General features: G+C 68.4%; 25 protein-coding genes. 11 read left to right on the top strand and 14 right to left on the bottom strand.

All coding sequences use genetic code 11. From position 1 onward, the window contains the following. Positions 1–19: 19 nt before the first annotated feature. The 10 genes from AC1PZ7_RS07905 to AC1PZ7_RS07950 form a co-directional block, all read right to left on the bottom strand. Positions 20–874, bottom strand: a complete 855-nt coding sequence (locus tag AC1PZ7_RS07905) for a hypothetical protein (RefSeq protein ID WP_482358925.1) — start codon at positions 872–874, stop codon at positions 20–22. 127 nt (positions 875–1,001) lie between these two features. Then, complete coding sequence (locus AC1PZ7_RS07910) at positions 1,002–1,742, bottom strand: protease inhibitor Inh/omp19 family protein (RefSeq protein ID WP_482358926.1); 741 nt, start codon at positions 1,740–1,742, stop codon at positions 1,002–1,004. Between the two features lie 12 nt (positions 1,743–1,754). Continuing rightward, positions 1,755–2,738 (bottom strand): 2-hydroxyacid dehydrogenase, encoded by a 984-nt coding sequence (locus AC1PZ7_RS07915; RefSeq protein WP_482358927.1) that lies wholly within the window; start codon positions 2,736–2,738, stop codon positions 1,755–1,757. 108 nt (positions 2,739–2,846) lie between these two features. Then, entirely contained in the window at positions 2,847–3,341 is a 495-nt protein-coding gene (locus AC1PZ7_RS07920) for a MarR family winged helix-turn-helix transcriptional regulator (RefSeq protein ID WP_482358928.1), read from the bottom strand. Between the two features lie 125 nt (positions 3,342–3,466). After that, the gene (locus AC1PZ7_RS07925; protein ID WP_482358929.1) at positions 3,467–4,054 is read right to left on the bottom strand and encodes an NAD(P)H-dependent oxidoreductase; all 588 of its coding nucleotides are present in this window, start codon (positions 4,052–4,054) and stop codon (positions 3,467–3,469) included. Further along, positions 4,054–5,475, bottom strand: coding sequence for an FAD-binding oxidoreductase (locus AC1PZ7_RS07930; protein ID WP_482358930.1), 1,422 nt, complete (start codon positions 5,473–5,475; stop codon positions 4,054–4,056). The genes AC1PZ7_RS07925 and AC1PZ7_RS07930 overlap by 1 nt, the downstream gene beginning before the upstream one ends. Then, complete coding sequence (locus tag AC1PZ7_RS07935) at positions 5,465–6,787, bottom strand: cytosine deaminase (protein ID WP_482358931.1); 1,323 nt, start codon at positions 6,785–6,787, stop codon at positions 5,465–5,467. The genes AC1PZ7_RS07930 and AC1PZ7_RS07935 overlap by 11 nt, the downstream gene beginning before the upstream one ends. Next, the gene (locus tag AC1PZ7_RS07940; protein ID WP_482358932.1) at positions 6,784–7,566 is read right to left on the bottom strand and encodes an ABC transporter permease; all 783 of its coding nucleotides are present in this window, start codon (positions 7,564–7,566) and stop codon (positions 6,784–6,786) included. Before AC1PZ7_RS07940 ends, AC1PZ7_RS07935 begins: the two co-directional genes overlap by 4 nt. 14 nt (positions 7,567–7,580) lie before the next feature. Beyond that, positions 7,581–8,381: an ABC transporter ATP-binding protein gene (locus AC1PZ7_RS07945; RefSeq protein ID WP_482358933.1), complete on the bottom strand. Its 801-nt coding sequence runs from the start codon at positions 8,379–8,381 to the stop codon at positions 7,581–7,583. A gap of 114 nt (positions 8,382–8,495) precedes the next feature. Continuing rightward, positions 8,496–9,521 (bottom strand): ABC transporter substrate-binding protein, encoded by a 1,026-nt coding sequence (locus tag AC1PZ7_RS07950; protein WP_482358934.1) that lies wholly within the window; start codon positions 9,519–9,521, stop codon positions 8,496–8,498. Between the two features lie 191 nt (positions 9,522–9,712). Between AC1PZ7_RS07950 and AC1PZ7_RS07955 the strand changes: the two genes are divergently transcribed. From AC1PZ7_RS07955 to AC1PZ7_RS07965, 3 genes are read left to right on the top strand one after another with little or no spacing between them, the layout of a single operon-like run. Next, positions 9,713–10,102, top strand: a complete 390-nt coding sequence (locus tag AC1PZ7_RS07955; protein WP_482358935.1) for a RidA family protein — start codon at positions 9,713–9,715, stop codon at positions 10,100–10,102. A 39-nt stretch (positions 10,103–10,141) separates the two neighbouring features. Then, positions 10,142–10,960: a creatininase family protein gene (locus tag AC1PZ7_RS07960; protein WP_482358936.1), complete on the top strand. Its 819-nt coding sequence runs from the start codon at positions 10,142–10,144 to the stop codon at positions 10,958–10,960. Then, entirely contained in the window at positions 10,960–12,000 is a 1,041-nt protein-coding gene (locus AC1PZ7_RS07965; RefSeq protein ID WP_482358937.1) for an Ldh family oxidoreductase, read from the top strand. Before AC1PZ7_RS07960 ends, AC1PZ7_RS07965 begins: the two co-directional genes overlap by 1 nt. Before the next feature lie 80 nt (positions 12,001–12,080). Here AC1PZ7_RS07965 and ppa read toward each other — a convergent pair whose 3' ends face one another. Then, the gene (gene ppa / locus AC1PZ7_RS07970) at positions 12,081–12,608 is read right to left on the bottom strand and encodes an inorganic diphosphatase (RefSeq protein ID WP_482358938.1); all 528 of its coding nucleotides are present in this window, start codon (positions 12,606–12,608) and stop codon (positions 12,081–12,083) included. A gap of 239 nt (positions 12,609–12,847) precedes the next feature. Between ppa and AC1PZ7_RS07975 the strand changes: the two genes are divergently transcribed. The 8 genes from AC1PZ7_RS07975 to AC1PZ7_RS08010 all read left to right on the top strand — a co-directional run bounded on the left by AC1PZ7_RS07975 (position 12,848) and on the right by AC1PZ7_RS08010 (position 22,628). Beyond that, positions 12,848–13,186 (top strand): hypothetical protein, encoded by a 339-nt coding sequence (locus tag AC1PZ7_RS07975; RefSeq protein WP_482358939.1) that lies wholly within the window; start codon positions 12,848–12,850, stop codon positions 13,184–13,186. Further along, positions 13,186–13,941 carry a zinc ABC transporter ATP-binding protein AztA gene (gene aztA / locus AC1PZ7_RS07980; RefSeq protein ID WP_482358940.1) on the top strand — a complete coding sequence of 252 codons (756 nt, stop codon included), beginning with the start codon at positions 13,186–13,188 and terminating at the stop codon, positions 13,939–13,941. Before AC1PZ7_RS07975 ends, aztA begins: the two co-directional genes overlap by 1 nt. After that, on the top strand, positions 13,941–14,807 hold the full coding sequence (locus AC1PZ7_RS07985; RefSeq protein WP_482359597.1) for a metal ABC transporter permease: 867 nt from the start codon (positions 13,941–13,943) through the stop codon (positions 14,805–14,807). Before aztA ends, AC1PZ7_RS07985 begins: the two co-directional genes overlap by 1 nt. Positions 14,808–14,820: 13 nt before the next feature. After that, positions 14,821–15,804, top strand: a complete 984-nt coding sequence (locus AC1PZ7_RS07990) for a metal ABC transporter substrate-binding protein (protein ID WP_482358941.1) — start codon at positions 14,821–14,823, stop codon at positions 15,802–15,804. A gap of 140 nt (positions 15,805–15,944) precedes the next feature. Beyond that, positions 15,945–16,919 carry a CobW family GTP-binding protein gene (locus AC1PZ7_RS07995; protein WP_482358942.1) on the top strand — a complete coding sequence of 325 codons (975 nt, stop codon included), beginning with the start codon at positions 15,945–15,947 and terminating at the stop codon, positions 16,917–16,919. 213 nt (positions 16,920–17,132) lie between these two features. Beyond that, positions 17,133–18,128 carry a WD40 repeat domain-containing protein gene (locus AC1PZ7_RS08000; protein ID WP_482358943.1) on the top strand — a complete coding sequence of 332 codons (996 nt, stop codon included), beginning with the start codon at positions 17,133–17,135 and terminating at the stop codon, positions 18,126–18,128. Positions 18,129–18,306: 178 nt separating this feature from the next. Further along, the gene (locus AC1PZ7_RS08005) at positions 18,307–21,756 is read left to right on the top strand and encodes an autotransporter outer membrane beta-barrel domain-containing protein (protein ID WP_482358944.1); all 3,450 of its coding nucleotides are present in this window, start codon (positions 18,307–18,309) and stop codon (positions 21,754–21,756) included. A gap of 131 nt (positions 21,757–21,887) precedes the next feature. After that, positions 21,888–22,628: an acetoacetate decarboxylase gene (locus AC1PZ7_RS08010; RefSeq protein WP_482358945.1), complete on the top strand. Its 741-nt coding sequence runs from the start codon at positions 21,888–21,890 to the stop codon at positions 22,626–22,628. Positions 22,629–22,736: 108 nt separating this feature from the next. Here the strand turns inward: AC1PZ7_RS08010 and AC1PZ7_RS08015 are convergent, their stop codons facing one another. The 3 genes from AC1PZ7_RS08015 to AC1PZ7_RS08025 all read right to left on the bottom strand — a co-directional run bounded on the left by AC1PZ7_RS08015 (position 22,737) and on the right by AC1PZ7_RS08025 (position 25,511). Next, on the bottom strand, positions 22,737–23,705 hold the full coding sequence (locus AC1PZ7_RS08015) for a nickel/cobalt transporter (protein ID WP_482358946.1): 969 nt from the start codon (positions 23,703–23,705) through the stop codon (positions 22,737–22,739). Beyond that, positions 23,696–24,334, bottom strand: a complete 639-nt coding sequence (locus AC1PZ7_RS08020; protein ID WP_482358947.1) for a DUF1007 family protein — start codon at positions 24,332–24,334, stop codon at positions 23,696–23,698. Before AC1PZ7_RS08020 ends, AC1PZ7_RS08015 begins: the two co-directional genes overlap by 10 nt. A 139-nt stretch (positions 24,335–24,473) precedes the next feature. After that, positions 24,474–25,511 carry an aspartate-semialdehyde dehydrogenase gene (locus AC1PZ7_RS08025; protein ID WP_482358948.1) on the bottom strand — a complete coding sequence of 346 codons (1,038 nt, stop codon included), beginning with the start codon at positions 25,509–25,511 and terminating at the stop codon, positions 24,474–24,476. Between the last annotated feature and the right edge of the window lie 81 nt (positions 25,512–25,592).

Genomic DNA, 25,592 nt, shown 5'->3' on the forward strand with positions numbered 1-25,592 from the left:
TGGCTCGACCCCGCCGGGCCTATGATCTCGCCGGCAAGGTCCTGAGCCGATCATACGCCTTCTTCATGTGATAGCGAGCGGTCGCGCGGACGATCTGTGCGCAAGAGAGCAGGCGCTCATGCGGCGCATTCTTCTTTCTTTCTATGCGTCCGAGCAATCCCCAGTCGATCCCGGGCAGGTCCCACCAGGGATAGGATCCCGTGAACGTCTTCGGCAGCACAATTGATCTGAAGTTCATCAGGCCGGCGGGCCGAATTCCTTCGCCGGAGCCAATCCAGAACTCCGCCGAGTGGCGACGCTTGTGCGCCGGCTGCGTCCAGTTCGTTCCGAACTTGTCCAGGTTCTGATTTTCAACGCGATCCGCAAAGACAGCGGGATCGACCAATGAAGCAATATAGTCGGCATTCGCCCACCAATTATTGCTTGCGAAATGCGGAAGTGGCTCTTCGTGCCAGAATATGCCGCAGGCGTCGTAACGCGCGAGCTTGGACAGGCAATCGGACATGTCGTCGATGTAATACTGATACAGCATCTGCCTCCAGGTTCGCCGTATCTCGAACCCAGGCCCGACATATCGTCCTCCGAGACAATTGAAATACAGCACCTTCGCGTCGGCGTTTTTGACGCTGTAACGTCGTATTGACTGCAGTGTAGGTACTTCAAATACGGTTATGTCGTCGTGTCGTCGGAATAATGATATCCGTGAATCGTTCGATTCAATGGTGACATTGCCATTGCCGACAGCGTTTATTTCGATAGATCGAATCAGGTGTTCAAGTTTCGATGTCGAAATGGCGTTCAGGACTTCATTCATCACCTCATTATATCGGCCGATCGTCGCGACATGAAGGAAGATGGCAACATGCTCGTTCATGGCGTCCATCCTGGCCCTTCGGGTACGTGCTTCATCAATATCATACGCATCAACGAGAGCCGCGGGCCAGGCATTCGGACGGATGATCGCGCCTTCCTGCGCGCGATGACCGCATCGCCGGTGCGCCTCAAGGCCGGGTCAGAAGCAGCGGCGTGCCCTCGTCGGGAGGCACCTTTTCCCAGCTGCCGTCTTCCTGCCGGGCGAAGCGCAGACCTTCACCGCTTGCCGTCAGCAGAACGAGATCGTTGCCGTCGAGACGCCAGCGGTCGGGCGCCAGCGCGACGACGGGCGCGGCGCAGGCCGGGCCGAGCGTGATCCGGAAGGTGCCGGCGTCCGCACGTGCATCGGTCAGTTCGAGCCGGCAGAGCGGCTTGCCGGCGGTCCGCGCCAGATCCCAGCCGCCGACGAGGTCGGCCGGGTGGATGCCGGGGTCGGCGAGGCGGGGGTTGACGAGGAAATAGACGCCGTCGCCTTCGCGCAGAGCCTCCCAGGTGCCGCCGACGCCCTCGGTGAACTCGGCGACCAGCCGACCGTCCGGTGCGAGCAGGCGGATGGCGTTGCCCGGCCCCGGCGTCCAGGCGGCGATATCGACGCTGAACAGGATGGCAGCGGCGCAGGCTTGCCTGTCGAAGCCCACGTCGAAGGCCACGCCGCCGGCGTCCTTGCGGGCGTGCGGCTTGCCGCTGAGCACGATCGGGCAGATGTGGTCGCCATCCGCATTGGTCAGCTGGTAGCTGTCGACCAGCGTGGCCGCCTCGGGTGTGGCGGCTTCCTGCGCCCGTGCCGGCGCGGCGAGGGAGAGGCACGCGAGCAGCGCGGAGAGCGCGGCGGCCCGTCCCGATGGTGCGATGGGCTGGCGCGGCCTCATGCGTGGCTCCTCTCAGGCCCCCGCCTTCACGGGCGTTTCCGGCACCGGCGTGAGTACGGGCCCGCCATCGCGCCAGGTGAGCAGATTGTCGACGACGAGCTGGCCCATGGCGTCGCGGGTGACGTGAGTGGCGGAGGCGACGTGCGGCAGCAGCACCGCGTTGTCGAGGGCGATCAGGGCTTCCGGCACATGCGGCTCGTCGGCGAAGACGTCGAGGCCGGCCGCGGCGATGGTGCCGTCCTGCAGCGCCCTGATCAGCGCCGGCTCGTCGACCACTGAGCCACGCGCCACATTGATCAGCACGCCCTTCGGCCCGAGCGCGGCGAGCACTTCGGCGTTGATCATGTTGTGCGTCTCCGGGCCGCCGGGGACGATGACGATGAGGGCATCGACGTCGCGTGCCAGCGCGAGCAGGTCGGGATAGTGCGCGTAGGGGACGTTCTCGACGGGGCGGCGGCTGTGATAGGCGATGGGCCGGCCGAAGCCTTCCAGTCGGCGGGCGATGGCCCGGCCGATCCGCCCCATGCCGACGATGCCGATGGTGCGGTCGCGCAGCGTCGCCGTCAGCGGGAAGCCGCCGGAGGGCCACTTGCCGGCGCGCAGATGGCGTTCGGCCTGTGGAATCTGGCGGATGGTGGCGAGCAGCAGGCCGATGGTGAGGTCCGCCACCTCGTCGTCGAGCACGCCGGGCGTATTCGTCACGACGACGCCCCGCCGGCCCGCCGCTTCGGCATCCACCGCGTCATAGCCGACGCCGAAATTGGCGACGATCTCCAGCGCCGGCAACCGCGCCATCAGCGCGTCCGTCACCCGGCGCGCGCCGCCCCCGGTGGAGCCGACGCCGGTGGCGACGGCGCGGATGCGCGGAGCAACCTCGGCGAGGACGGTCTCCGTGTCCGGGGCGTCGAGCCGGTGAACGGTGAAGTGCTCGTTCAGCTGCGCCTCGATCATTCCCATCATGGGGCCGGTCTGGAGAAGGTCGGGGCGAGCGGACATGGGGAACTCCTGGGCGGTGGGGGCGGTATTCCTCACCAAAGCCCGCGCGGTTTCAAGTCCCCTTCCGCCGGTCGCGACGGGGAGCGCGTCGACGTCGCGGCGAAAGGATCAGGCCGTCTCTTCCTCGACGCCATCCTCGGCGTCCTCGTCCGGATCGGCGACGACGCTGCCGAGCTGGGCGGAGAGGTTGCGCTCGATCTTGCGCAGCATCTTGCGCATGCGCTTGCGCTCTTTGCCGTCGAGGCCCGCGGTCATGGTCTCTTCCAGCGAGTCCCATATGCCATCGATCGCGCCGGCGCGCAGGCGCCCTTCCTCGGTGAGGTGCACCCGGACCAGCCGGGCGTCGCCCTCCGAGGCGCGCCGGACCAGAAGGCCCTGCGCCGAGAGGCGCCCCACCGTCTTGGAGGCGGTGGGCGGGCGTACCTTCAGCGCGGCGGCCAGCTCGGTCATGGTGCGGCCGTCCGATTCGGAGAGCAGCTTGAGCACATTTTCCTGCCCCGGGAACAGGCCGAGCTCCTGGAGCCGACGTGCCGCCAAGACCCGCTGAAGGCGCGCGACATGGTGCAGTCGCTGGCCAATCTTCTTATCGAAGCTGTCCTTCATGCGGGCCCCCGCGACCGAAACACGTCAGGCAACAACTATTTGTTGCGATAAAAACGCGTTGCCGTGACACGAACATGGCGGCAATCGGCAGCTTCGTCAAAGCGGCGGTAAATTGCAGCTGCTTTCTACAGTTCGGCGAAGCGCGCCTCGACCCGGGCGAGGAAGGCGGCACGCTTTTCCGCACTCACCGAATCCATGCCGTGAAGGGCAAACCACAATCTGCGCGCGCGCGGATGCGCGATCCCGCCAATGCCGTCGAGCAGGATGCGCCGCCCCGGCTGGCCGATCCACAGCCACCAGTACCAGGGCGAGCCGAGGGTGGTGACGGCGGCGACGATGCGGATGTTGGTGAGCCGGCGTTCGAGCGGCCGGTTGGGTTGCGGCATGCCGAAGGTCTCGTGCGGCACCAGCACCCGGTCGAGCCAGCCTTTCAGCATAGCGGGAGGGCCGTACCACCAGGTCGGGGCGACGAAGACCAGCGCCTCGGCCTTTTTCACCCGCTCGAGAGGGTCGGCGATGGGCCGCACATTGGTGCCGGGCTGGTGATAGCCGAGCCGCTCCTCGCGGCACATGACGGGATCGAAGCCCTCGGCATAGAGGTCCATCAGGTCGACCTCGTGGCCGGCGGCCTTCAGCCCGCGCAGCACGGCGTCGCGCACCGCGGCGTTGAAGCTCTCCTCTACCGGATGGCAGTAGACGACGAGCGCGCGCATCACGCCTCGCTCCGCGCCGCATGGCGTTCGAGGCCGGGGAAGAGATAGGTGCGGTTGCCGCCGAAATCGAAGTCGGGACGGTCCCAGGCGATCATCTTGCCGGGGTTGAGCAGCCCCTCGGGATCGGCCTCGCGCTTGAAGGCGAGCTGCGCCGCGTCCGTCTGCTTCATGCCGCCTTCCTCCAGCGTGTAGCGGTGGGGGTTGAACACCGGGATGCCGAGCCCTTCGTGCAGGGCGACGATCTCGGCCAGCCGGTCCTCGCTCGTGAAGCGCACCAGAGGCAGGCCGAAGCAGGTGACCTTGCCGTCGAAGCGGACGAATTCGAGGTGCGCAGGCACCTCCTCGCGCAGTATCGCATGGACCTGTACGACCAGCGCGAGCTGGTCGGGGAAGGGATAGAGCGTCTGCAGATAGGTGATCGCCGGGTCGACGCGCAGCGCCCGCAGCGTCGTGTGGTTCCAGGCAAGCTCATAGAGCGGTGGCAGGCCTCGGGCTTCCTCGGTGGAGAGGAGGTCTGAGCGGAACAGCATTCTGCCGCCCCGGCGCGCGGTGAAGCTCTCGAAGGCCGCGCGCGCGATCGGCGCCACCATCGCCAACACGACGTGCATCCCGTCGGGCAGGTATTTGCGGTGACGCAGAAAATAGTCCTGCGGGACCGGCGCGGCGATGACCGAGAGCAGCTTCTTGAGGATGGCGTCCTGCTCGCCCAGCGCATTGGCATAGGCGGCAGCCTCGGCGAAGTCGTCAAAGCCGACGATGGCCTCGATCCAGCCATAGGCCGGGGCGAGCGGCATCTCGACCTCGAGGATGATGCCGTTGGTGCCATAGGCGTGCGCGATCTTCTGCACTTCCTCGCCGGAGAGGTCGAGGAGGCGCGGCTCGGCCTCCATGGTGGCGATGCGCAGCGAGATGATGTTGCCGAGATCGCGCAGGCCGCCCCAGCTGATCGAGCCGACCCCGCCCGAACCGCCGGCGATGAAGCCGCCGATGGACGCCGTGCGGTAGGTGGAGGGGTGCAGGCGCAGTTCCTGCCCGCTCGCCGCGCAGGCGGCGTCGATATCGGCGATGATGGCGCCGGCCTGCGCGCGCACCCGGCCGGGGGCGATCTCCAGCACCCTGTCGAGGCCGGACAGGTCGAGCACCAGCCCGCCCGCCAGCGGCATGGCCTGGCCGTAATTGCCGGTGCCGGCGCCGCGCGGGGTGACGGGAATGGCGAGCGCGAAGCAGGCGGCGAGGACGCGCAGCACCTCCTCCTCGCTGGTCGGGAAGGCGACGATGTCGCCGTTCACCGCGTCGAGCTGGCGCTTGAGGGTCGGCGAGTACCAGTAGAAATCCCGGCTTTTCTGGCGCACCAGAGCGGGGTTGTCCTCGGTGCGGATGCCGCCGAGCCGGGCCTTGAGGGCGGCGAGGTCAAGGGTCACGCGGGCGCTCCATCAGCTCGTCGAGTTCGGCATAGTCGGGCGGCGTCGCGTCGATGGCGCGGCCGGCGCGCAGCACGCGGCGGTCGGTCTGCGGCCGCGCGAGCCACTCGTTGAGGCTGCGGGCCTGGAAGATCGACAGGTCGGCCGGGCGGCCCGGCGCGAGCAGGCCGGCGGCGACGCCCATATGAACGGCGGGCGTGCGGGCGATCAGGGCCGGCCAGTCGCCATGCGGATGGTCGAGATGGGCGATGCGACTCGCTTCCCGGTAGACCTCGACGAGATCGAGGTCGCCATAGGCGTAGAAGGGGTCGCGGGTATTGTCGCTGGCGATCATGACGGGAATGCCGCGCGCCTTCATCTCGTGCAGCAGCGTGACGCCGCGCCAGCGCGGGGTACGGGCGGGGATGCGGTCCTGCAGATAGAGGTTGCACAGGGGGAGCGAGACGGCGGCGATTCCGGCCTGCGCCACGAGGTCGAGGGTGCGGTCGATCTCGCTGTGGTCCTTGAGCGCCAGCGCGCAGCAATGGCCGGCGAGGAGGGGGCCCTGGAAGCGGCGGCGCAGCGCGATCCGGGCGATGTCGTGCAGCGCGCGCGCCTCGCTGTCGCGTTCGTCGATATGCAGGTCGAGGGCGAGGCCGTGGCGCTCGGCGGCGTCGAACAGCCGTTCCAGCCCGGCATCGAGTGCGGGCGTCACATAGGTGTAGGTGCCGAGCAGCCCGTCATGCTCGCGGATCAGCTCGAGGAGGGCAGCAAAAGGAGCCGCGTCGAGGACGCTGTCGATCGCCATCAGGCCGACCGCCTGCAACTCGATGCGCCCGCGCCATGCCTCGCGCATCTCGGCGAAGACCTTCCACGCGGCTGCCGCGCGCGGGCCGTCGGAATCGATGTGGGTGCGGATCGCGACGGTGCCGTGCGCGAAGGCGCAGCGCAGCGCGAAATCGAAGCGGCGGCGGACGTCCGCCTCGTCCCAGTTCGCGGCGCGATCGGCGGCGACGGCGGCGATGGCGCTCTCGAACGTGCCGTCCGGGTTCGGCGCGCGCTTCCAGATGAAGCCCTTGTCGAGATGGGTGTGGATGTCGACGAGGCCGGGCAGGACCAGCCGGCCGGCCAGATCGAGGCGGGGTCCGTTCGAGGCCAGCGCGCCGGCAGGGGCGAGGCGCGCGAGGCGGCCGTCCTCGATCGCGAGGTCGAGCGCGATCAGCCCCTCGGCATCGACCGGGCCGGGGGGCGCCGCCGGCATCAGGCAGGCCGGCGCGCGCGCATCGCCGAGCACATAGGCGGCGGGCGGGGCGGCAAGGTCGGGCGTCCTCATGCAGGGCCGCCGATTTCACTCTCGTGCCAGCGGCGCAGCACGAGCCATGAGAGCAGGCTCAGCACCGCATAGATCAGGATGCCGGCGAGCGAGATCAGCAGCAGCGCGGCGAAGAGGCGCGGAATGTTGAGCCGGTAGGCGGATTCGATGATGCGGAAGGCGAGGCCCGAGCCCTGCCCGGCCGAGCCGGCGGCGATCTCGCCGACCACCGCCCCGATCAGCGCCAGCCCGCCGGCGATGCGCAAGCCGCCGAGAAAATACGGCAGGGCGGTCGGCAGCTTGAGCTGCATCAGCGTCTGCCAGCGCGAGGCGCCGGCGAGGCGGAACAGGTCGCGCAGGTTCGGATCGACCGAGTTGAGCCCCAGCGTGGTGTTGGACAGCACCGGGAAGAAGGCGACGATCCAGGCGCAGACCAGCACGGCGGCGTCGGTCGACATGTAGATCAGCATCAGCGGCGCCACCGCGATCACCGGCGTCACCTGCAGGATGACGGCGATCGGGAACAGCGAGAACTCGACGATGCGTGCGCTGGCGAAGATGAGCGCCAGCCCGACGCCGCCGACCACCGCGATGAGCAGCGCCAGCGCCGTCGTCTCCAGCGTCACCAGCATGGAGCGCAGCAGCACGACGCGGTCGTTGATCAGGGTCTCCAGCACCAGACCGGGGGCCGGCAGCACATAGGGCGGCAGGTTGTTCACCTTCACCACCATGGCCCAGGCGAAAACGAGCGCGGCGAGCACGCCGATCGGCAGGAGCCAGCGGAAGGGCGAGCGGGCCATGCGCGCCTCCAGTCTCAGTTGGCTTCCATCGCCCGGGCGAGGGCGAGCGAGGTTTCCCGGCACAGGCCGGCATATTCCGGCGAGGTGCGGAACGCCTCGTCGCGCGGCTGGTTCGGGTCGATATGGAGCTCGGCCGAGACGCGGCCCGGCCGGGCGCGGAACACCAGGATGCGCGAGGAGAGATAGACCGATTCGAACACCGAATGGGTGACGAAGACGATGGTGCAGCCCAGACGCCGCCAGACCTCGAGCAGATCGTTGTTCAGCTTGAAACGGGTGATCTCGTCCAGCGCGGCGAAGGGCTCGTCCATCAGGAGCAGGCGCGGCTTGGTGACGAGGGCGCGGGCGATGGAGACGCGCATCTTCATGCCGCCGGACAATTCGCGCGGATAGGCGTCGCGGAAGGACGAAAGCCCGACCATCTCCAGCGCCTCGGCGATGGCGGGCTCGGCCGCGCGGCGCCCGACGCCGGCGAGCCTGAGCGGCAGGTGCACATTGCCGAACACGCTCGCCCACGGCATCAGCGTCGGCTCCTGGAACACGAAGCCGATCGACGGCGGGTCGTTGGAGCGGCGCGCGGCCTCGCCACGGCTCCAGTCGATGCGCCCGGCGCTCGGCTCGGTGAGGCCGGCGATCAGCCGCAGCGCCGTCGACTTGCCGCAGCCGGAGGGGCCGAGCAGCGAGAGGAACTCGCCCTGCCGGACCTCCATGTCGAGGCCGTCGAGCGCCGTCACGGTGTTGGCGAAACGCTTGCCGACGCCGTTCAGGCGTAGCAGCGCCTCGCCGGCATCGGCTTCCGGGGCGGCTTGGTTCATGCGGGGCACGCCCGGGAACCCGGGGCCGCCAGGGCGCGCATCAGGGCATGCGGCATCACGGCGTGCGGTATCATGGCGTGCGGTATCATGGCGCGCAGCGTCATGGACGTTCCGTCATTTCGGCGCCAGTTCCTTGCCGACGCCCTTGTTCACGAACTGGATGGTGTAGGATTTGCCGAAGTCGATGCCGGGCTTCAGCACCTTGGCCTGCACCATCTTGTCATAGAAGCTCTTCATCCGTGCGTCGGTCATGGCGCCGATGCCGAGCGACGTGGTGTCGCCGGAATCGACGATGCCATATTCCTTCAGCTTGGCGATGGAGAAGGCGATCATCGCGTCGGTCATCTCAGGATTGTCCTGCTTGATCAGCGCGTTGGCCTTGGTGTTGTCGCCGTAGAGATAATTGTACCAGCCGATGATCGAGGCATCGACGAAGCGCTGCACCAGATCGGGGTGCTGCTTCACCAGCTCGCTGCGGGTCTCGATGGTGGTGGCGTAGGTGTCGAAGCCATAATCGGCGAGCAGGAACAGCTTGGGCTTGAAGCCGCCCTGCTGCTCCACCGCATAGGGCTCGGAGGTGACGTAGCCCTGCATGGCGCTGTTCTTGTCGACGAGGAACGGCGCGGCGTTGAAGGTGTAGGGCTTCACCTGGTTCTCGCTGAAGCCGTAATCGGCGACCAGCCACTGGTAGTAGCTCGCCAGCCCCTCCTTGGAGATGAACAGCGTTTTCGTCTTGAGCTGCTCGAAGGTCTCGACGTCCGGATGGGCGATCAGGACCTGCGGATCCTTCTGGAACATCGCCGCGACGACCACCGTGGGGATGTCCTCGACCACCGAAGAGATCGCCTGCAGCATGTTGGCGCCCATGTAGAAATCGATCTTGCCGACCGGCAGCAGCAACCGGTTGTTGGCCTGCGGACCGCCGGGCAGGATGGTGACGTTCAGCCCGTATTTCTCGTAGGTGCCGTCGGCCACCGCCTGGTAGAAGCCACCATGCTCGGCCTGGGCCACCCAGTTGGTGCCGAAGGTGACCTTGTCGGCGGCCGCGGCCGGGGTGCCCGGCACGAGGGTGGCGAGGGCGATCGCGGTCAGCACCGCGAGGGGGAAGAAGGACCGCAAGCGTGGCAAACGCAGGCGCATCGATGTCTCCATCCGGGTATGAAGGGGCGGTGCGTGACGGATCATATGCCGTCATGATAGGCGAGCTTAATCGCGATGCACATACACTGCGGTGACAAGTCTGTGCATTCGCGTCGCGCTGCGCGCATCCCCTCCGTCTCGCCGCGCGCCGCCCGATTTCGCCGCTGGATATCCCTGCCGAGTGTACCGACATGCTGCGCCATCTGGTTCCGCCCGACATCCGCCGCCCCTTCGCCCGCTACAGCCATGCCGTCGAGGTAACGGCGGGCGCACGGCTGCTTCTCACCTCCGGGCAGCTCGGCATCTCGGCGCAGGACGCCATCCCCGAGGACGTCGAGGCACAGGCCGAGCTGTGTTTTCGTGCCATCGCGGCGTGCCTCGCCGAGGCCGGCATGGAGCCGGCCGACATCGTCCGGCTCAACGCCTATGTCACCGATCGTGCCCACATGGCCGGCTACATGGCGGCGCGCGACCGCTTCGTCGCCGATCCGCCGCCGGCCTCGACGCTGATGATCGTCTCCGGCTTCACCCGGCCCGAGTTCAAGGTCGAGATCGAGGCGCTGGCCGCACGGGCGGATTGAGACTAAAACCCCGCGACCCTCTTCGCCCGGACCGCTGCCATGCCCCCCAAACGCTTCTGGACCGAACTCGCCTGGACCGACTTCGCCGCCGGCGATACCGAAAACTGGATCGCCGTGCTGCCGGTGGCGGCGGTGGAACAGCACGGGCCGCATCTGCCGGTCGGCGTCGACGCCTATATCGGCGAGGGTTATCTCAAGGAGGTGGCGCGGCTGCTGCCGGACGACATTCCGGCCGTGTTCCTGCCGCTGCAGGCGGTCGGCAAGTCCAATGAGCACGTCCACTTTCCCGGCACGCTCACCCTGTCGGCCGAGACGGTGATCCGCGCCTGGACCGAGATCGGCGAGAGCGTGCGCCGCGCCGGGGTGCGCAAGCTGGTCATCGTCAATTCGCATGGCGGCAACGTGCCGATCCTCGACATCGTGTCGCGCGATCTGCGCGCCCGGCTCGGCATGCTGGCGGTCACCGTCTCCTGGCATCGTTTCGGTTATCCCGAGGGGTTGTTCTCGGCACAGGAGCGCCAGCACGGCATCCATGCCGGCGGGGTCGAGACCTCGCTGATGATGGCTTTCCGCCCGGACACGGTACGGAGCGAGGAAGTGCGCGACTTCCCGCCCGTGACGCTTGCCATGGAGCAGGAATTCGCCTTCCTGCGCGCCGGCACGCCGGCCGGCTTCGGCTGGATGGCGCAGGATATCCAGCCCGCCGGGGCGATGGGCGACGCCACCGAGGCGAGCCTCGAGAAGGGCGAGACCTGCGCGCTCTACGGCGCGCGCGCCTTCGTCGAACTGCTTGCCGACGTCCACCGCTTCGATCTCGCCCGGTTGCCGGCGGGGCCGCTCGGCGGGGCGGCAATGTGATGGAAGGATCGCCTGCCCGGGCGGGGTTCCACGCCCGCCGTCTCGACCTCGACGAGGCGCGGGCCTATGCCGCCCGCGTGCTGGAGCGTTTCGGCACCGCGCCGTCCAATGCCCGCATCACCGCCGAGGCGTTGATCCGCGCCGAGGCGGACGGGCTCGGCACGCACGGGCTCACCCGCCTGCCGAGCTACGCCGCCATGGCGGCGGCCGGCAAGATCGACGGCCATGCCGTGCCGACGCTGCGCCGCGTGGCGCCCTCGGTGCTGGCGGTCGATGCCGGCAACGGTTTCGCCTATCCCGCCATCGAACTGGGCCTGCCGGAGATCGCCGCGGTTGCCCGCGAGAGCGGCATCGGGCTGATGGCGATCCGTCGTTCCAGTCATTTCGGTGTTGCCGGCCAGCCGGTCGAGACGTTGGCCGCCGAGGGACTGGTCGGCCTCGCCTTTTCCAACGCCTCGGCCTCCATCGCTCCCTGGGGTGGACGCAAGCCGGTGTTCGGCACCAATCCGATCGCCTTCGCCACGCCGCTGAAGGGGCGGCCGCCGGCGGTGGTGGACCTCTCCGTCGCGCGGGTGGCGCGCGGCAACCTGCTCGCCGCCGTGCAGCGGGGCGAGGCCAGCATTCCCGAGGGCTGGGCGTTCGACACGGAAGGCAACCCGACCACCGACGCCAAGGCGGGGCTTGCCGGCACGATGGTGCCGATGGGCGAGGCGAAGGGCACGGCGCTCGCCTTCATCATCGAGGTGATGGCCGCCGCGCTGACCGCCTCGACCTTCTCCTTCGACGCGCCGAGCTTCTTCGACGGCAAGGGGCCGCCGGCCTCGGTCGGCCATGTGGTCATCGCCATAAACCCCGGCGCGGTGGCGGGCGACGCCTATCTCGACCATCTGGAGCGGCTGGCGCTCACCATCGAGAGCGAACCGGGCGCGCGGCTTCCGGGCACGCGGCGGCTGGTCAACCGCGCGCGCTCCGTGCGCGAGGGCGTGGTGCTCGGCGCGGCGCTGCAGCGGGCGCTGGCCGAGATGGGCTTCGAGGGCTGAGCAAAGCGCCGAAACGCAAAGAGGCCCGGGCGTGGCCCGGGCCTCTTCATCCGCCGATGGATCGGCTCAGTCGGATCGGCTCACTTCTTGGCAGCCTGAATCGCCTTGACGATGATCTCGCGGGCGCGCTCCGGGCCTTCCCAGTCGGCCACGGAGACCTTCTTGCCCTTCTCCAGATCCTTGTAGTGGGTGAAGAAATGCGCCACCTGCTCGACGACCAGCGGCGGCAGGTCGGCATAGCTCGTCACCTTGGAGTGGTAGGGGTAGACCGAGTCCGCCGGCACGGCGAGGATCTTCTCGTCGCCGCCCTTCTCGTCGGTCATCATCAGCACGCCGATCGGGCGGGCGGCGATGACGGAGCCCGCCAGCAGCGCGATCGGCGAGATGACGATGACGTCGAGCGGGTCGCCGTCGTCGCCGAGCGACTGCGGGATGAAGCCGTAATTGCCCGGGTAGAACATCGGCGTGTGCAGGAAGCGGTCGACGAACAGCGCGCCCGATTCCTTGTCGAGCTCGTACTTCACCGGCGCGCCGCCGGCCGGGATCTCGATGACGGCGTGGATTTCGTCAGGCGGATTGGGTCCGGCCGAAATGCGTGAAATGTCCATGGACGGGCTCCAGATCGAACAGGCCGGCAGCGCCGGCGGGGCAAAAGGCGCCCTCTCATAAGTCGATGCGGGCGCGCCGTCGAGACGGGGCGTCCCATCAATTCGGCGGGGCGAGCATTCCGTGCGACGGCGCGCGGCGTCGTTGACGCCGCGCAAGCCTCCCGTCGATACAGTGTATCTTTTCGGCTGGACGGGCGTTGCCGATATACTGTATCAATCTCCCACTCTGGAGTTTGAGCATGTCCGTCGCCCCCGCCCGTCTTCACGTTCATGGCCATGATCGTTCCCCTCCGCATGGGCATGGAGCCGCCGAAGCCGGCGCCGCGGGGCACGGGCATGCTCATTCCCCGGACGGGCCGGGCCACGCCGGACATGCCCATGTCCATGTGGCGCAGGACGGTGCGGGCCATGCCCACGCGCACCGCCACCACTCGCATCCCGCCGGCGCGCGCCATCCGGCGGCGCGACCGGGCTTCTCGCTGCTGCGCCTGTCGGCCTGGCAGCGCCTCGCCATCGCCCTGCCGCTGGCCGGGCTGCTCTGGGCGGCGGCGCTGGCGGTGATCGGGGTCGGCGCGTGATGGGCAACGTGCTTTCCTTCCGTGACCTGACGCTCGGCTACGACCGGCATCCGGCGGTGCACCATCTCGACGGCGACGTGCCGGCGGGCGACCTGCTCGCCATCTGCGGGCCGAACGGCGCCGGCAAGTCGACCCTGCTCAAGGGCATCGCCGGCGTGCTGTCGCCGTTGAACGGCCGCATCGAGGGGCATGTTCCCGCCCATGAGATCGCCTATCTGCCGCAGGCGGCGGAAGTCGACCGCTCCTTTCCCATCGATGTCTACGACCTTGTCTCCATGGGGCTGTGGCGCCGGGCCGGGCTGTTCGGCGGCATCAGCCGGGCCGACCGTACGCGCATCGAGGCGGCCATCGCCGCCGTCGGGCTGGAAGGCTTCGAGGCGCGGCCCATCGGCACGCTGTCGGGTGGCCAGATGCAGCGCACGCTGTTCGCCCGCCTGCTGCTGCAGGACGCCCGCCTGATCCTGCTCGACGAGCCCTTCACCGCGCTCGACGCCGGCACGGTCGCCGATCTGGTGGCGGTGGTGGAGCGCTGGAATCGCGAGGGCCGCACTGTCCTCGCCGTGCTGCACGACCTCGAACTCGTCCGCAGCCATTTCCCGCGCACGTTGCTGCTGGCCCGCGAGGCGGTGGCCTGGGGCGCCACCCGCGAGGTGTTGACCGCCTCCAACCTCGCCGAGGCTCGCCGCATGTGCGAGGCGTGGGACGAGGATGCCCCGGCCTGCGCGCCGGCGGATGCGCCGGGAAGGGCCGCGTGATGTACGATCTCCTCATCGGCCCCTTCGCCGAATTCGACTTCATGCGCCGCGCGCTGGTCGGCGTGCTGGCGCTGGGCATCGGCGCCGGCCCCATCGGCGTGCTGATGATGCTGCGCCGCATGAGCCTCGCCGGCGACGCCATGGCGCATGCCGTGCTGCCGGGCGCGGCGGTCGGCTTCCTCGCCGCCGGGCTCAACCTCTTCGCCATGACCGTGGGCGGGCTTGTCGCCGGCTTCGCGGTGGCGCTCGGTGCCGGCGCGGTGGCGCGGGCGACGCAGATGAAGGAAGACGCGGCGCTGGCCGCCTTCTACCTCATCTCGCTGGCGCTCGGCGTGCTGCTGGTGTCGCTGCGCGGCTCGAATGTCGACCTGCTGCACGTGCTGTTCGGCACGGTGCTGGCGCTCGACGACGCGACGCTGCTGCTCATCGTCTCGATCTCCAGCCTGACGCTGGTGGTGCTGGCGCTGCTGTGGCGCCCGCTGGTGCTGGAGAGCGTCGATCCCGGCTTCCTGCGCTCGGTCAGCCGGGCGGGGGCGCCCTCGCATCTCGTCTTCCTGGCGCTGGTGGTTATGAACCTCGTCGGCGGCTTCCATGCGCTCGGCACGCTGCTGGCGGTCGGGCTGATGATGCTGCCGGCCGCCGCCGCCCGCTTCTGGACCCGCGAACTGACCGCGCTGGTCGGCGTGTCGGTGCTGGTCGCCTGCGCCTCGGGTGCCCTCGGCCTGCTGGTCTCCTACCATTCCGGCGTGCCCTCCGGGCCGGCCATCATCCTTGTCGCCGGCGGCGCCTATGCGCTGTCGGTGCTGTTCGGGCCGGTCGGGGGGCTGCTGCCCCGCTTCCTGCCGCACCGCCATCTCGAAGCTTGAGGAGCCCTTTCAAATGCTCACCCGCCGCCTCTACCTTGCCGGCGCACTTGCGCTCGGTGTCGCCATCCCCCTCGCGGCTCCCGCCATGGCGCAGGATGCCGCGCCGAAGATACCCGTCGTTGCCTCCTTCTCGATCCTCGGCGATTTCGTCAGCGAGGTCGGCGGCGACCGGGTCGCGGTGACGACCCTGGTCGGCCCCAATGGCGATGCCCATGTCTTCCAGCCGGCTCCCGGCGACGCCAAGAAGGTGGCGGCGGCGAAGCTGGTCTTCGTCAACGGCCTCGGCTTCGAGGGCTGGATCGATCGCCTCGTGAAGGCGTCCGGCACCAAGGCCGAGATCGTCGTCGCCACCAAGGGCATCACGCCGCGCGAGATGGCCGACGAGGACGAGGAAGAGCACGGCCACGCGGATGCGCATGATCACGACAAGGGCCACGAGCATGCGCAGGAGCACGGCCACGACCATGGCGGCACCGACCCGCATGCATGGCAGTCGGTTCCCAACGCCGAGATCTACGTCGCCAATATCCGCGACGCGCTGATCGCCGCCGATCCCGCCGGCAAGGCGACCTATGAGGCGAATGCGAACGCCTATACCGCGAAGCTCCAGGCACTCGATGCCGAGGTGAAGGCGGCGGTCGCGGCCATTCCCGCCGACAAGCGCCGTATCATCACCTCGCACGACGCCTTCGGCTATTTCGGCGCCGCCTACGGCATCGAGTTCGTCGCTCCGCAGGGAGTGTCCACCGAGGCGGAGGCCTCCGCCAAGGATGTCGCCACGATCATCCGCCAGATCAAGGCCGAGAAGATCCCGGCGGTGTTCGTCGAGAACATCTCCGACCCGCGCCTCGTCAAGCGCATCGCCAGCGAGACCGGCGCCAAGATCGGCGGTGAGCTGTTCTCCGACGCTCTCTCCGATGACAAAGGCCCGGCGAGCACCTACATCGACATGATGAACAACAACATCCGCGAGCTCTCCTCGGCACTGTCGAGCTGAATGGGGCTGCTCCCTCTCCCCGAGGGGGAGAGGGTTGGGGTGAGGGGGACGCCGGCGCGGCAGTTCCCCTCACCGACCCGCTTCGCGGGCCACCTCTCCCCGACGGGGAGAGGGAAAGTAGAGACGATTGGAGTGGCGCGATGCCCGACACTGAGACCAACAAAATCCCCGTCACCGTGCTGACCGGCTATCTCGGCGCCGGCAAGACGACGCTGCTCAACCGCATCCTCTCGGAGCCGCACGGCAAGAAATTCGCCGTCGTCGTCAACGAGTTCGGCGAGATCGGCATCGACAATGACCTCGTCGTCGGTGCCGACGAGGAAGTGTTCGAGATGAACAATGGCTGCATCTGCTGCACCGTGCGCGGCGATCTCATCCGCATCATCGACGGCCTGCTCAAGCGCAAGGGCGATTTCGACGGCATCATCGTCGAGACCACGGGCCTGGCCGACCCCGCGCCGGTGGCGCAGACCTTCTTCGTCGACGAGACCGTCGGCGCCAAGACGACGCTCGACGCCGTGGTCACGGTCGCCGATGCGAAATGGCTGAAGGACCGGCTGAAGGACGCGCCGGAGGCGAAGAACCAGATCGCCTTCGCCGACGTGATCCTGCTCAACAAGACCGACCTCGTCTCGGAGACCGAGCTGAAGGACGTCGAGATGCGCATCCGCGCCATCAACCCCTTCGCCCGCGTCCACCGCACGCAGAACTCGAACATCGCCATCGACAAGGTGCTCGGGCAGGGCGCCTTCGACCTCGACCGCATCCAGGCGATCGACCCCGATTTCCTCGAAGGCGGCCACAAGCACTTCCACGACGAGGACATGCAGTCCTTTTCCTTCTCGTCGGGCAAGCCGCTGGATCCCGACAAGTTCTTCCCGTGGATCCAGGAGCTGACCCAGAAGGAAGGCCCGAACATCCTGCGCTCCAAGGGCATTCTCGCCTTCAAGGACGACCCGGACCGCTTCGTGTTCCAGGGCGTGCACATGATCCTCGATGGCGACCACCAGCGCCCCTGGCGGGCGGACGAGCCGAAGACCAGCCGCATCGTCTTCATCGGCCGCAAGCTCGACGCCAAGGCGCTGGAGGCCGGCTTCCTCTCCTGCGTGGCGTGAGGGATGCCGCCCGGGACGCACCCGCCGTCATCCCGGCCGTAGCGCAGCGTAGAGCCGGGATCGCTCTCCATTCGGCATACGGTCCCGGATACGGCCTGACGGCCGTTCCGGGATGACGGACGGGGGGCAGCCTCTCCTCGATGACCGTGCGGCGTGACGGCGGGCGCGAATTGGGCTAACCCGACATCCGTTCCTCAGAAAGCTGGTAAGCCCATGGCCGCCCTGTCTTCCTCCCCGTCCTCCCTGACCTCGAAGCTGCGCCGGCTCGATCTCGGCGGCGCCGTCGCCGGCGTGCGCTTTCTCGGCGACACGGCAGCCTTCGTGCTCGGCGAGGGCGAGGTGGTGCTGGTGGGGCCGGAAGAAACCCGCCTGCGCGCGCATCAGGGGGCGGTGCTTTCGGTGGCCGGCGACGCGCGGCGGATCATCACCGGGGGCGACGACGGGCGTGTGGCGACGACGAAGGCCGATGGTTCGGTCGAGACGCTGTTCGAGCAGAAGGGCCGCTGGATCGACCAGGTGGCGGCCGGTCCCGATGGCGCGGTCGCCTATTCCACCGGCAAGACCGCGCATTTCCAGCCGGTCAAGGGCGAGCGCAAGTCGCTCGACCTGCCCTCCACCGTTGGCGGCCTCGCCTTCGCCCCCAAGGGCACGCGGCTCGCCATCGCCCATTATGGCGGCGTGACGCTGTGGTTTCCCAATGCGGTGGCCAAGCCGGAAGTGCTCGAATGGAAGGGCTCGCATCGCGGCGTCATCTGGAGCCCGGACATGCGCTTCGTGGTGACGACGATGCAGGAGCCGGCGCTGCATGGCTGGCGGCTCGCCGATGGCGGGCACATGCGCATGTCGGGTTACCCCTCGCGGGTGAAGTCGATGGAGTTCACCGCCGGCGGCAAGTTCCTCGCCACCTCCGGTTCCGCTGAGGCGATCCTCTGGCCTTTCGCCAGCAAGGAAGGGCCGATGGGCAAGCAGCCCAGCATGCTGGCGCCGCGCGACGTGCGCGTCTCGGCCGTCGCGACCCATCCCAGGGACGAGGTGATCGCCTGCGGCTATGAGGACGGGCTGGTGCTGATGGTGCGCGTCTCGGACGGCGCCGAGATCCTGCTGCGCGCCCCCGACGACAATGCGGTGAGCGCCATGGCGTGGCGCGCCGACGGCGGCATGCTGGCCATCGGCACCGAGGGCGAGGCGGCGGGCCTGATGGCGTTCTGACGCCGGCGCCTTTCCGCTCAAGGACTTGGACGGGAAGCTGTGACACTCGCGCCACAATGGCGCGGGGAGGGCGGTGGTCCGCCGCGATCCGGCGCCGTGTCACCGGGCTGTCACCCCCCTGTCATCCCTCCTGGCTAGCCCCGGACATCACAAGAATGATGTCCGGGGATGTCTCATCATGAACCGCCTGTTTACGTCGGCCAGCTACTCCGCGCTGCTGGCCGCCAGCGCCCTCCTGTTCGCGCCGCTTCCCGCCGGCCTCGCCAGTGCCCGCGCCGACTCCTTCACCGTACCGACCGGCACCACGCAGACCGAGACGCAGAGCGTGTCGGGCGCCGATACGGGCCTGATCGAGAGCGGTGGCCTGCTCGACGTCGACGACACCGCCATCGTCTGGGACGGACCGGCCACCGGCGCGGGCATCAGCATCGTCAATGACGGCACCGTTGCGAGCACCGACCGCGCCATCGACACCGACGGCGCGGTGAGCGGCACGCTGACGCTGCACAATAATGGCGCGATGACCTCGGACGACGACACGCTGCGCCTCAACAATGTGTTCGCCGACGGTTATCTGCACGTCGTGAACACCGGTTCGATGACCTCCGCGGAAGGGCAGGTGCTCGACCTGAACAAGGCCAATGCCGACAGCGCGCAGGTGCTGATCGAGAACAGCGGCACGATCACCGCGAACGAGAACGACGCCATCCGCTTCGGCGCCGGCACCATCACGCTGATCAATTCGGGCACGATCCAGACCCTCAGCGAGGACAATCGCGCGCTCAAATTCGACAATAAGGACAATATCGACACGCTGAAGTCGTTCACCCTGGTCAACCAGGAGGGGGCGCGCATCCTCGGCGGCGACGACGGCTTCAAGTTCGCGGCGGATTCCGACACCTCGAACGCCGTCATCACGATCGAGAATCACGGACTGATCGACGGCGGCGCGGGGCAGGCGCTCGACTTCGCCGACCTCACCTCGCCGACCAACACCATCACCATCCTCAACTACGGCACGCTGCAATCGACGAGCGCCGACGGCATCCGCCCCGGCGCGGGCGCCAGCGTGACCAATCACGGGGTGATCCAGTCCACCGACCTCACCAGCGACGGCGACGGCATCGATTTCCAAGATGCCGGCGGCACGGTGGTGAACACGGGCACCGGCCAGATCCTCGGCGCCAAGCACGGCATCACCGGCGACGGCGCGGTGAGCGTGACCAACGAGGCCGGCGGCCTGATCCTCGGCAATAACGGCTCGGGCATCAATGTCGACAGCTCGGGCGACACGCTCGTCACCGTCATCAACCACGGCACCATACGCGGCGCCGTCACCGGGCTGCTCGACGACGACGGCGATCCCGACGGCGTGCCGGACGGCGACGGCGACGGCGTCGACGTCGACGGGCAGGTGGTGCTGCACAATTACGGCCTGATCCAGGGCACCGGCGCCACCGGTACCAATGACGGCGACCCGAACACCGCGGACGGCATCGCGGCGGGCGGCGGCACCATCTACAACCACCAGGGCGCGATCATCGAGGCGTTCGACAATTACGCCAATGAGGGTCTCGACGATGTCGGCCGCGCCATCCTGATCGACGACAGCTCGCAGGGCGCCGCGCCCTTCGCGACCACGCTGATCAACGAGGGCACGATCCGTTCGGACGGCACGGCGGTGACGTTCATCGGCGCGCAGGACGACGTGATCGACAATGCCGGCCTGATCCGCAGCGACAACGAGATCGCCGTCGACATGGGCGGCGGCGACGACCTGTTCATCTACCGCGCGGGAAGCGAGGTCGTCGGGCTCGTCATCGGCAATGACGGCGACAACACGTTCGAGCTCGGCGGCACGGGCAGTTTCGACCTCTCGCTGCTCGGCGACGACGCCCAATACCGCGACTTCAACACGCTCTGGGTGGGCGAAGGGTCGAGCTTCACCGGCACCGGCACCTCCGGCTTCGACGGCGCGGTGGTGATCGACGGCGCCTTCGTGCTCAACGGCGCGATGCCGTCGGCCGCGGTCACCATCGAGGACGGCGCCCGGCTCGGCGGCAACGCCACGATAGGCGAGCTGACCGTCGCGGCGGGGGGCACCGCCTCGCCCGGCAATTCCATCGGCACCCTCACCGTGTCCGGCACCGCCACCTTCGAGGCCGGCTCGTTCTACGAGGTGGAGATCGACCGGACCAGCAGAGACCGCATCATCGCCGGCACCTCGGCCATCAATGGCGGCACGGTGCTGCTCGCCTCCGATGGCGGCCCGCTTGATGTGGGCGCGGTCTACACCATCGTCTCGGCCACCACGACGACCACGCCGGACGGCCAGTTCGACACGCTCGTCGGGCCGGACTTCCTGTTCATCGACCCGACGCTCGGCCGCGACGGCGCCTCGGTCACGCTGACGCTGGAGCGCAACGGCATCGCCTTCTCGAGCCTGGGCCGCACGGCGAACCAGCGGTCGGTCGGCACGGCCATCGACCACGCCGCCGGCGGTCTTCTCCAGGCCACGGTGTTCGGCGCGACGGTGGGCGAGGAGGCGGCGATCCGGGCGGGCTTCGACCTGCTCTCGGGCGAGGTGCACGCCTCGGTCGGCACCACGCTGTTCTACCAGTCGACGCTGATCGCCGACACGCTGGTCGGCCGCCTGCGGCAGGCTGCGGCGGCCGGTGCCGGCACCTCGCCGGCGATGGCCGCGCTCGCCTCGGGCGGGCCGGCGACGGCCTATGCCGCCAAGGCGCCGGAAGCGGCGAGCCCCTTCCCGGTGAAGGCGCCGCCGGTCGAGCCGGCCGGCCCGGCCTACGCGGTCTGGGCGCAGGGCTTCGGCCAGTGGAACACGGCGGACGGCAACGGCAACGCCGCCGATGTCGACAGCTCGCTCGGCGGCTTCCTCGCCGGTGGCGACGTCACCTCGGGCGCCGTGACCTTCGGCCTCGCGGCCGGCTACGCCTCGGCCAGCGCCGACATCAACGACCGCCTGAGCAGCGCCGACGCCAGCACCGCGCTCATCGCCGCCTATGCCGGCGCGAGCCTCGATGCCTTCCGGCTGCGCGGCGGCGTCAGCTATGGCTGGAGCGACGTCGACACCAAGCGCACCGCGGTCATGCTCGACCTGGTCGAGAACCCGCTCGGCTCCTATGACGGCTCGACGGCCAACGTCTTCGTCGAGGCGGCCTATGCGGTCGAGGCGGCCGGCATCGCCTTCGAGCCCTTCGCGCAGATGGCGTGGAGCTGGATCGACACCGACGGCTTCACCGAGACCGGTGCGCCGGTCACCGGGCTCGCCTCGTCCGGCCTGTCCTACGACGTGCCCTATTCGACGCTGGGCCTGCGCCTGGCGACCCGCTTCGAGGCCGGTGCGGGCACGCTGACGCCGCACGCCACGCTGGCCTGGCGGCACGCCTTCGGCGATCTCTCGCCGGAGGTCGGCATGTCCTTCGCCTCGACCGGCGGCGCCTTCACCGTGGCCGGGGCGCCGATCGCCGAGGACAGCCTCGTGCTGGGCGCCGGCATCGACGTCGCGGTGGGCCAGAACGTGCTGCTGAACATCGGCTATGAGGGGCAGTTCGCCAGCGATGTCGACACCAATGCGGTCAAGGGCGGTTTCACCTACCGCTTCTGATCGTCGCGGCGGCGGGGGGCTGCCTCCCCCGGCGGGACCTGCCTCTCCTGCGGGACAGGCCCCCGCCGCCCGGCCTTTATCGCAGTGCGGCAAATGGGATACGCTGACACGTCACAGGAGATAAGCCTGCCATGAAGATCGAGGACGTTCGCCGCACCGCCTATTCCATGCCGCTCACCAGCCCGTCCTATCCGAAGGGCCCGTATCGCTTCTTCAACCGCGAATACTTCATCATCACCTACCGTACCGATCCGGCGGCGCTGGAGAAGGTGGTGCCCGAGCCGCTGAAGGTGACGGAGCCGATCGTCAAATACGAGTTCATCCGCATGCCGGACTCGACCGGCTTCGGCGACTACACCGAGACCGGGCAGGTCATTCCCGTCGAGTTCGAGGGTAAGAAGGGCGGTTTCGTCCATTCCATGTATCTCGATGACGAGGCGCCGATCGCCGGCGGCCGCGAGCTCTGGGGCTTCCCCAAGAAGCTGGCCAAGCCGAGCTTCGAGGTCGAGAGCGACACGCTCGTGGCCAAGCTGAACTATGGCAGCGTGCTCTGCGCCTGCGGCACCATGGGCTACAAGTACCAGGCGCTCGACAAGGATGCGGTGCTCAAATCGATGCTGGCGCCGAACTGGATGATCAAGATCATCCCGCATGTCGATGGCACGGCGCGCGTGTGCGAGCTGGTCGAGTACTATCTGGAAGAAGTGACGATCAAGGAGGCGTGGACCGGGCCGGCCGCGCTCGGCCTGTTCCCGCACGCGATCTGCGACGTCGCCAAGCTGCCGGTGCTGGAGGTTCTCTCCGCCACGCACATCAAGTCCGACCTGACGCTCGGCCTCGGCAAGGTGGCCTACGATTATCTGAAGGACTGAGCTTTCGGTCATCCCGGCCGCGGCCTAGCGCAGGTCCGGGATCGCTCGCCCGTGTCACGCGATCCCGGACCGGCCTGTGGCCGTCCGGGATGACGCTGTCTTCCGTGCTCAGCCGAGCGTCAGCCGCTCGCTGACGGCGAAGCCGAGGAACAGCGCCAGCCCGAAGCCGACCAGCGCCAGCGCGGCGAGGAATTCCATGCCGCGCAGCACCACCGCCCCTGCCGAGCCGGGCCGGTTGGCGGCGAGCTTTACAGCGGCATGCTTGGCGAACACCGCCAGCGCCGCGATGGCGCTCACCGTGATCGCCGTGCCGACACCCATCAGCAGGGCGGAGGCGGCGCCGACCCAGAAGATGCCCTGCGCCAGCGCGAAGACCAGAACGAGGATCGCACCGGAGCAGGGGCGCAGCCCCACCGACATCACCGCGCCCCACCATTCGCGCCAGCCGCCGCCCCTGGGCAGCGCCGAGGGCGCGGGCATGTGGGCGTGGTCGTCATCGCAGCCGCAATCGGGGGCGTGCGCATGCGCCGGCGCGCCGCGCCAGGCGGCGAGGAGCGCGCGGCCCTTCACCCAGGCGAGGCGCAGGCCGAGGGCGACGATCAGCCCATAGGCGGCAAGTTCGATGAAATAGACCGCCCGGCTCATCGAGGCCGCGGTCGCGCCGATCAGCACGGCGAACACGCCGGCGACGAGGATGGCAGTGAGCGCCTGCGCGAAGGCGCTGGCGAAGGCCAGGCCGACGCCGCGCTTCAGCGTCGCCTCATTGGCGAGCAGATAGGAGGAAATCACCGCCTTGCCGTGCCCCGGGCCGGCGGCGTGGAATACGCCATAGGCGAAGGAGATGCCGCCGAGCAGGAGGACGGCGTGGCCATCCTGCTTCGAGGCGCGCACCGCCGCGGTGAGCAGTCGGTAGAACTCGGCCTGCTTGGCGAGGATGAAGCCGGCGAGGCCGCCCCCCTCCACCGGCGGCGCTGGGGCGCCGACGCCGAACGGGCTCTGCGCGAGGGCGGGGTGCAGCATCAGGACGCCGGCGAGGAGAGCCAGCGCGAGGACGACCGGCCGGCGGCTCACGAACATTTCACCGTGACGCGGTTGGCGAATTGCGAGCCGAACTGGCTCGCCGAGGTGAGGGCATTGAAAAAGCCTTCCGACAGCGTCGTCGTGCTGCCGGTCGCCGCCGGGTCCGGCCGATGCAGGGTCAGCGCGCAGTCGGCCGCATTGCCGGCAAGCGTCACGGGATTGTCGTCGGCGAGCTGGAAGGCGACGAAATAGGTCGGGTCATAGACGTCGAGCGCCAGCTCGCCCTTCTTCGCCGGCGGCTGGGCGAAGGGCAGGGTGAAGTGCAGCGTCAGCGCCGTGTCGTCATAGGTAAGGGAATAGTCCCTCGGCGGCAGGAACGTGATGTCCTGCTTGCCGCGCTTGGCATAGGTGAAGAAATCGAACTCGTGCAGGGAATCGATGTTCACCTGTGCGAGCTCCTTCAGCGTCTTGTCGCTGGGCTTGCCGTCGGGCGTCGTCTCCAGCCCCTGCAGCGCATAGGTCGAGAACGCCTCGTCGAACTTCCAGTGGTGACGTACACCCGAGAGCGTGCCATCCGGGGCGTAGTCGAGCTCGGAATGAACTTCGACCCACACATGCGGATGGGCGAACGCAGAGCCCGTGAGGGCGCCAAGCACAAGGACGGTCGCCAGAAGTCGCTGAATCACGGTGGGCCCTTTCCGAAGCAGCCGCGGTGACGGAGTGGTGGCGGTGGAGTTCGGCGGAATGGTGACGGAGCCGGCCTGAAACGACAGCGGCCGCCCGGAGGCGGCCGCTGGAATGATCGTGACGTCGGGTAATGCGGACTCAGGCCGCCTTCTGCGCCTTGGGCTGGATCAGCTTGCGGTTGACCAGCACTTCGGCGATCTGCACCGCGTTGAGCGCGGCGCCCTTGCGCAGATTGTCCGACACGCACCAGAAGGCGAGGCCGTTCTCCACCGTCGCGTCCTCGCGGATGCGCGAGACATAGGTGGCGTCCTCGCCGGCCGCCTCGTAGGGCGTGATGTAGCCACCCGGCTCGCGCTTGTCGACGACGAGCACGCCCGGCGCGTTGCGCAGGGCCGCGGTCGCCTCCTCGACGGTGATCGGCTTCTCGAACTCGACGTTCACCGCTTCCGAGTGCGAGATGAACACCGGCACGCGCACGGCGGTGCAGGTGAGCTTGATCTTCGGATCCAAGATCTTCTTGGTTTCCGCCATCACCTTCCATTCCTCCTTCGTGTAGCCGTCTTCCATGAAGACGTCGATGTGAGGAATGACGTTGAAGGCGATGCGCTTGGGGAACTTCTTGGCCTCGACCGGGTCCGACACGAACACCGCGCGGGTCTGCGCGAACAGCTCGTCCATGGCGTCCTTGCCGGCGCCGGAGACGGACTGATAGGTCGCCACCACGACGCGCTTGATCGTCGCCAGATCGTGCAGCGGCTTGAGGGCCACGACGAGCTGGGCGGTCGAGCAGTTCGGGTTGGCGATGATGTTCTTCTTGGTGAAGCCCTTCACCGCGTCGGCGTTCACTTCCGGCACGATCAGCGGCACGTCGCTATCGTAGCGGAAGGCCGAGGAGTTATCGATCACCACGCAGCCCTGGCGGCCGATCTTCGGCGACCATTCCTTGGACACGTCGCCGCCGGCCGACATCAGGCAGATGTCGGTGTCGGAGAAATCGTAGTTCTCGAGAGCTTTGACCTTGAGCGTCTTGTCGCCGAACGAAACTTCCGTCCCGACCGAGCGGCGGGAGGCAAGCGCGACCACCTCGTCGGCGGGAAACCCGCGCTCCGAGAGGATGTCGAGCATTTCGCGGCCCACATTACCCGTGGCACCGGCGACGGCGACCTTGTAGCCCATGTCCTGATCTCCTGAAGGCCCTGCCATTCACAGGCTCGGGCGAGCGCGGGCTTTTACGCGATAAGGGGCAAGAGGGCAACG

The sequence above is a fragment of the Ancylobacter sp. TW_SC_1 genome (genome assembly GCF_056836805.1).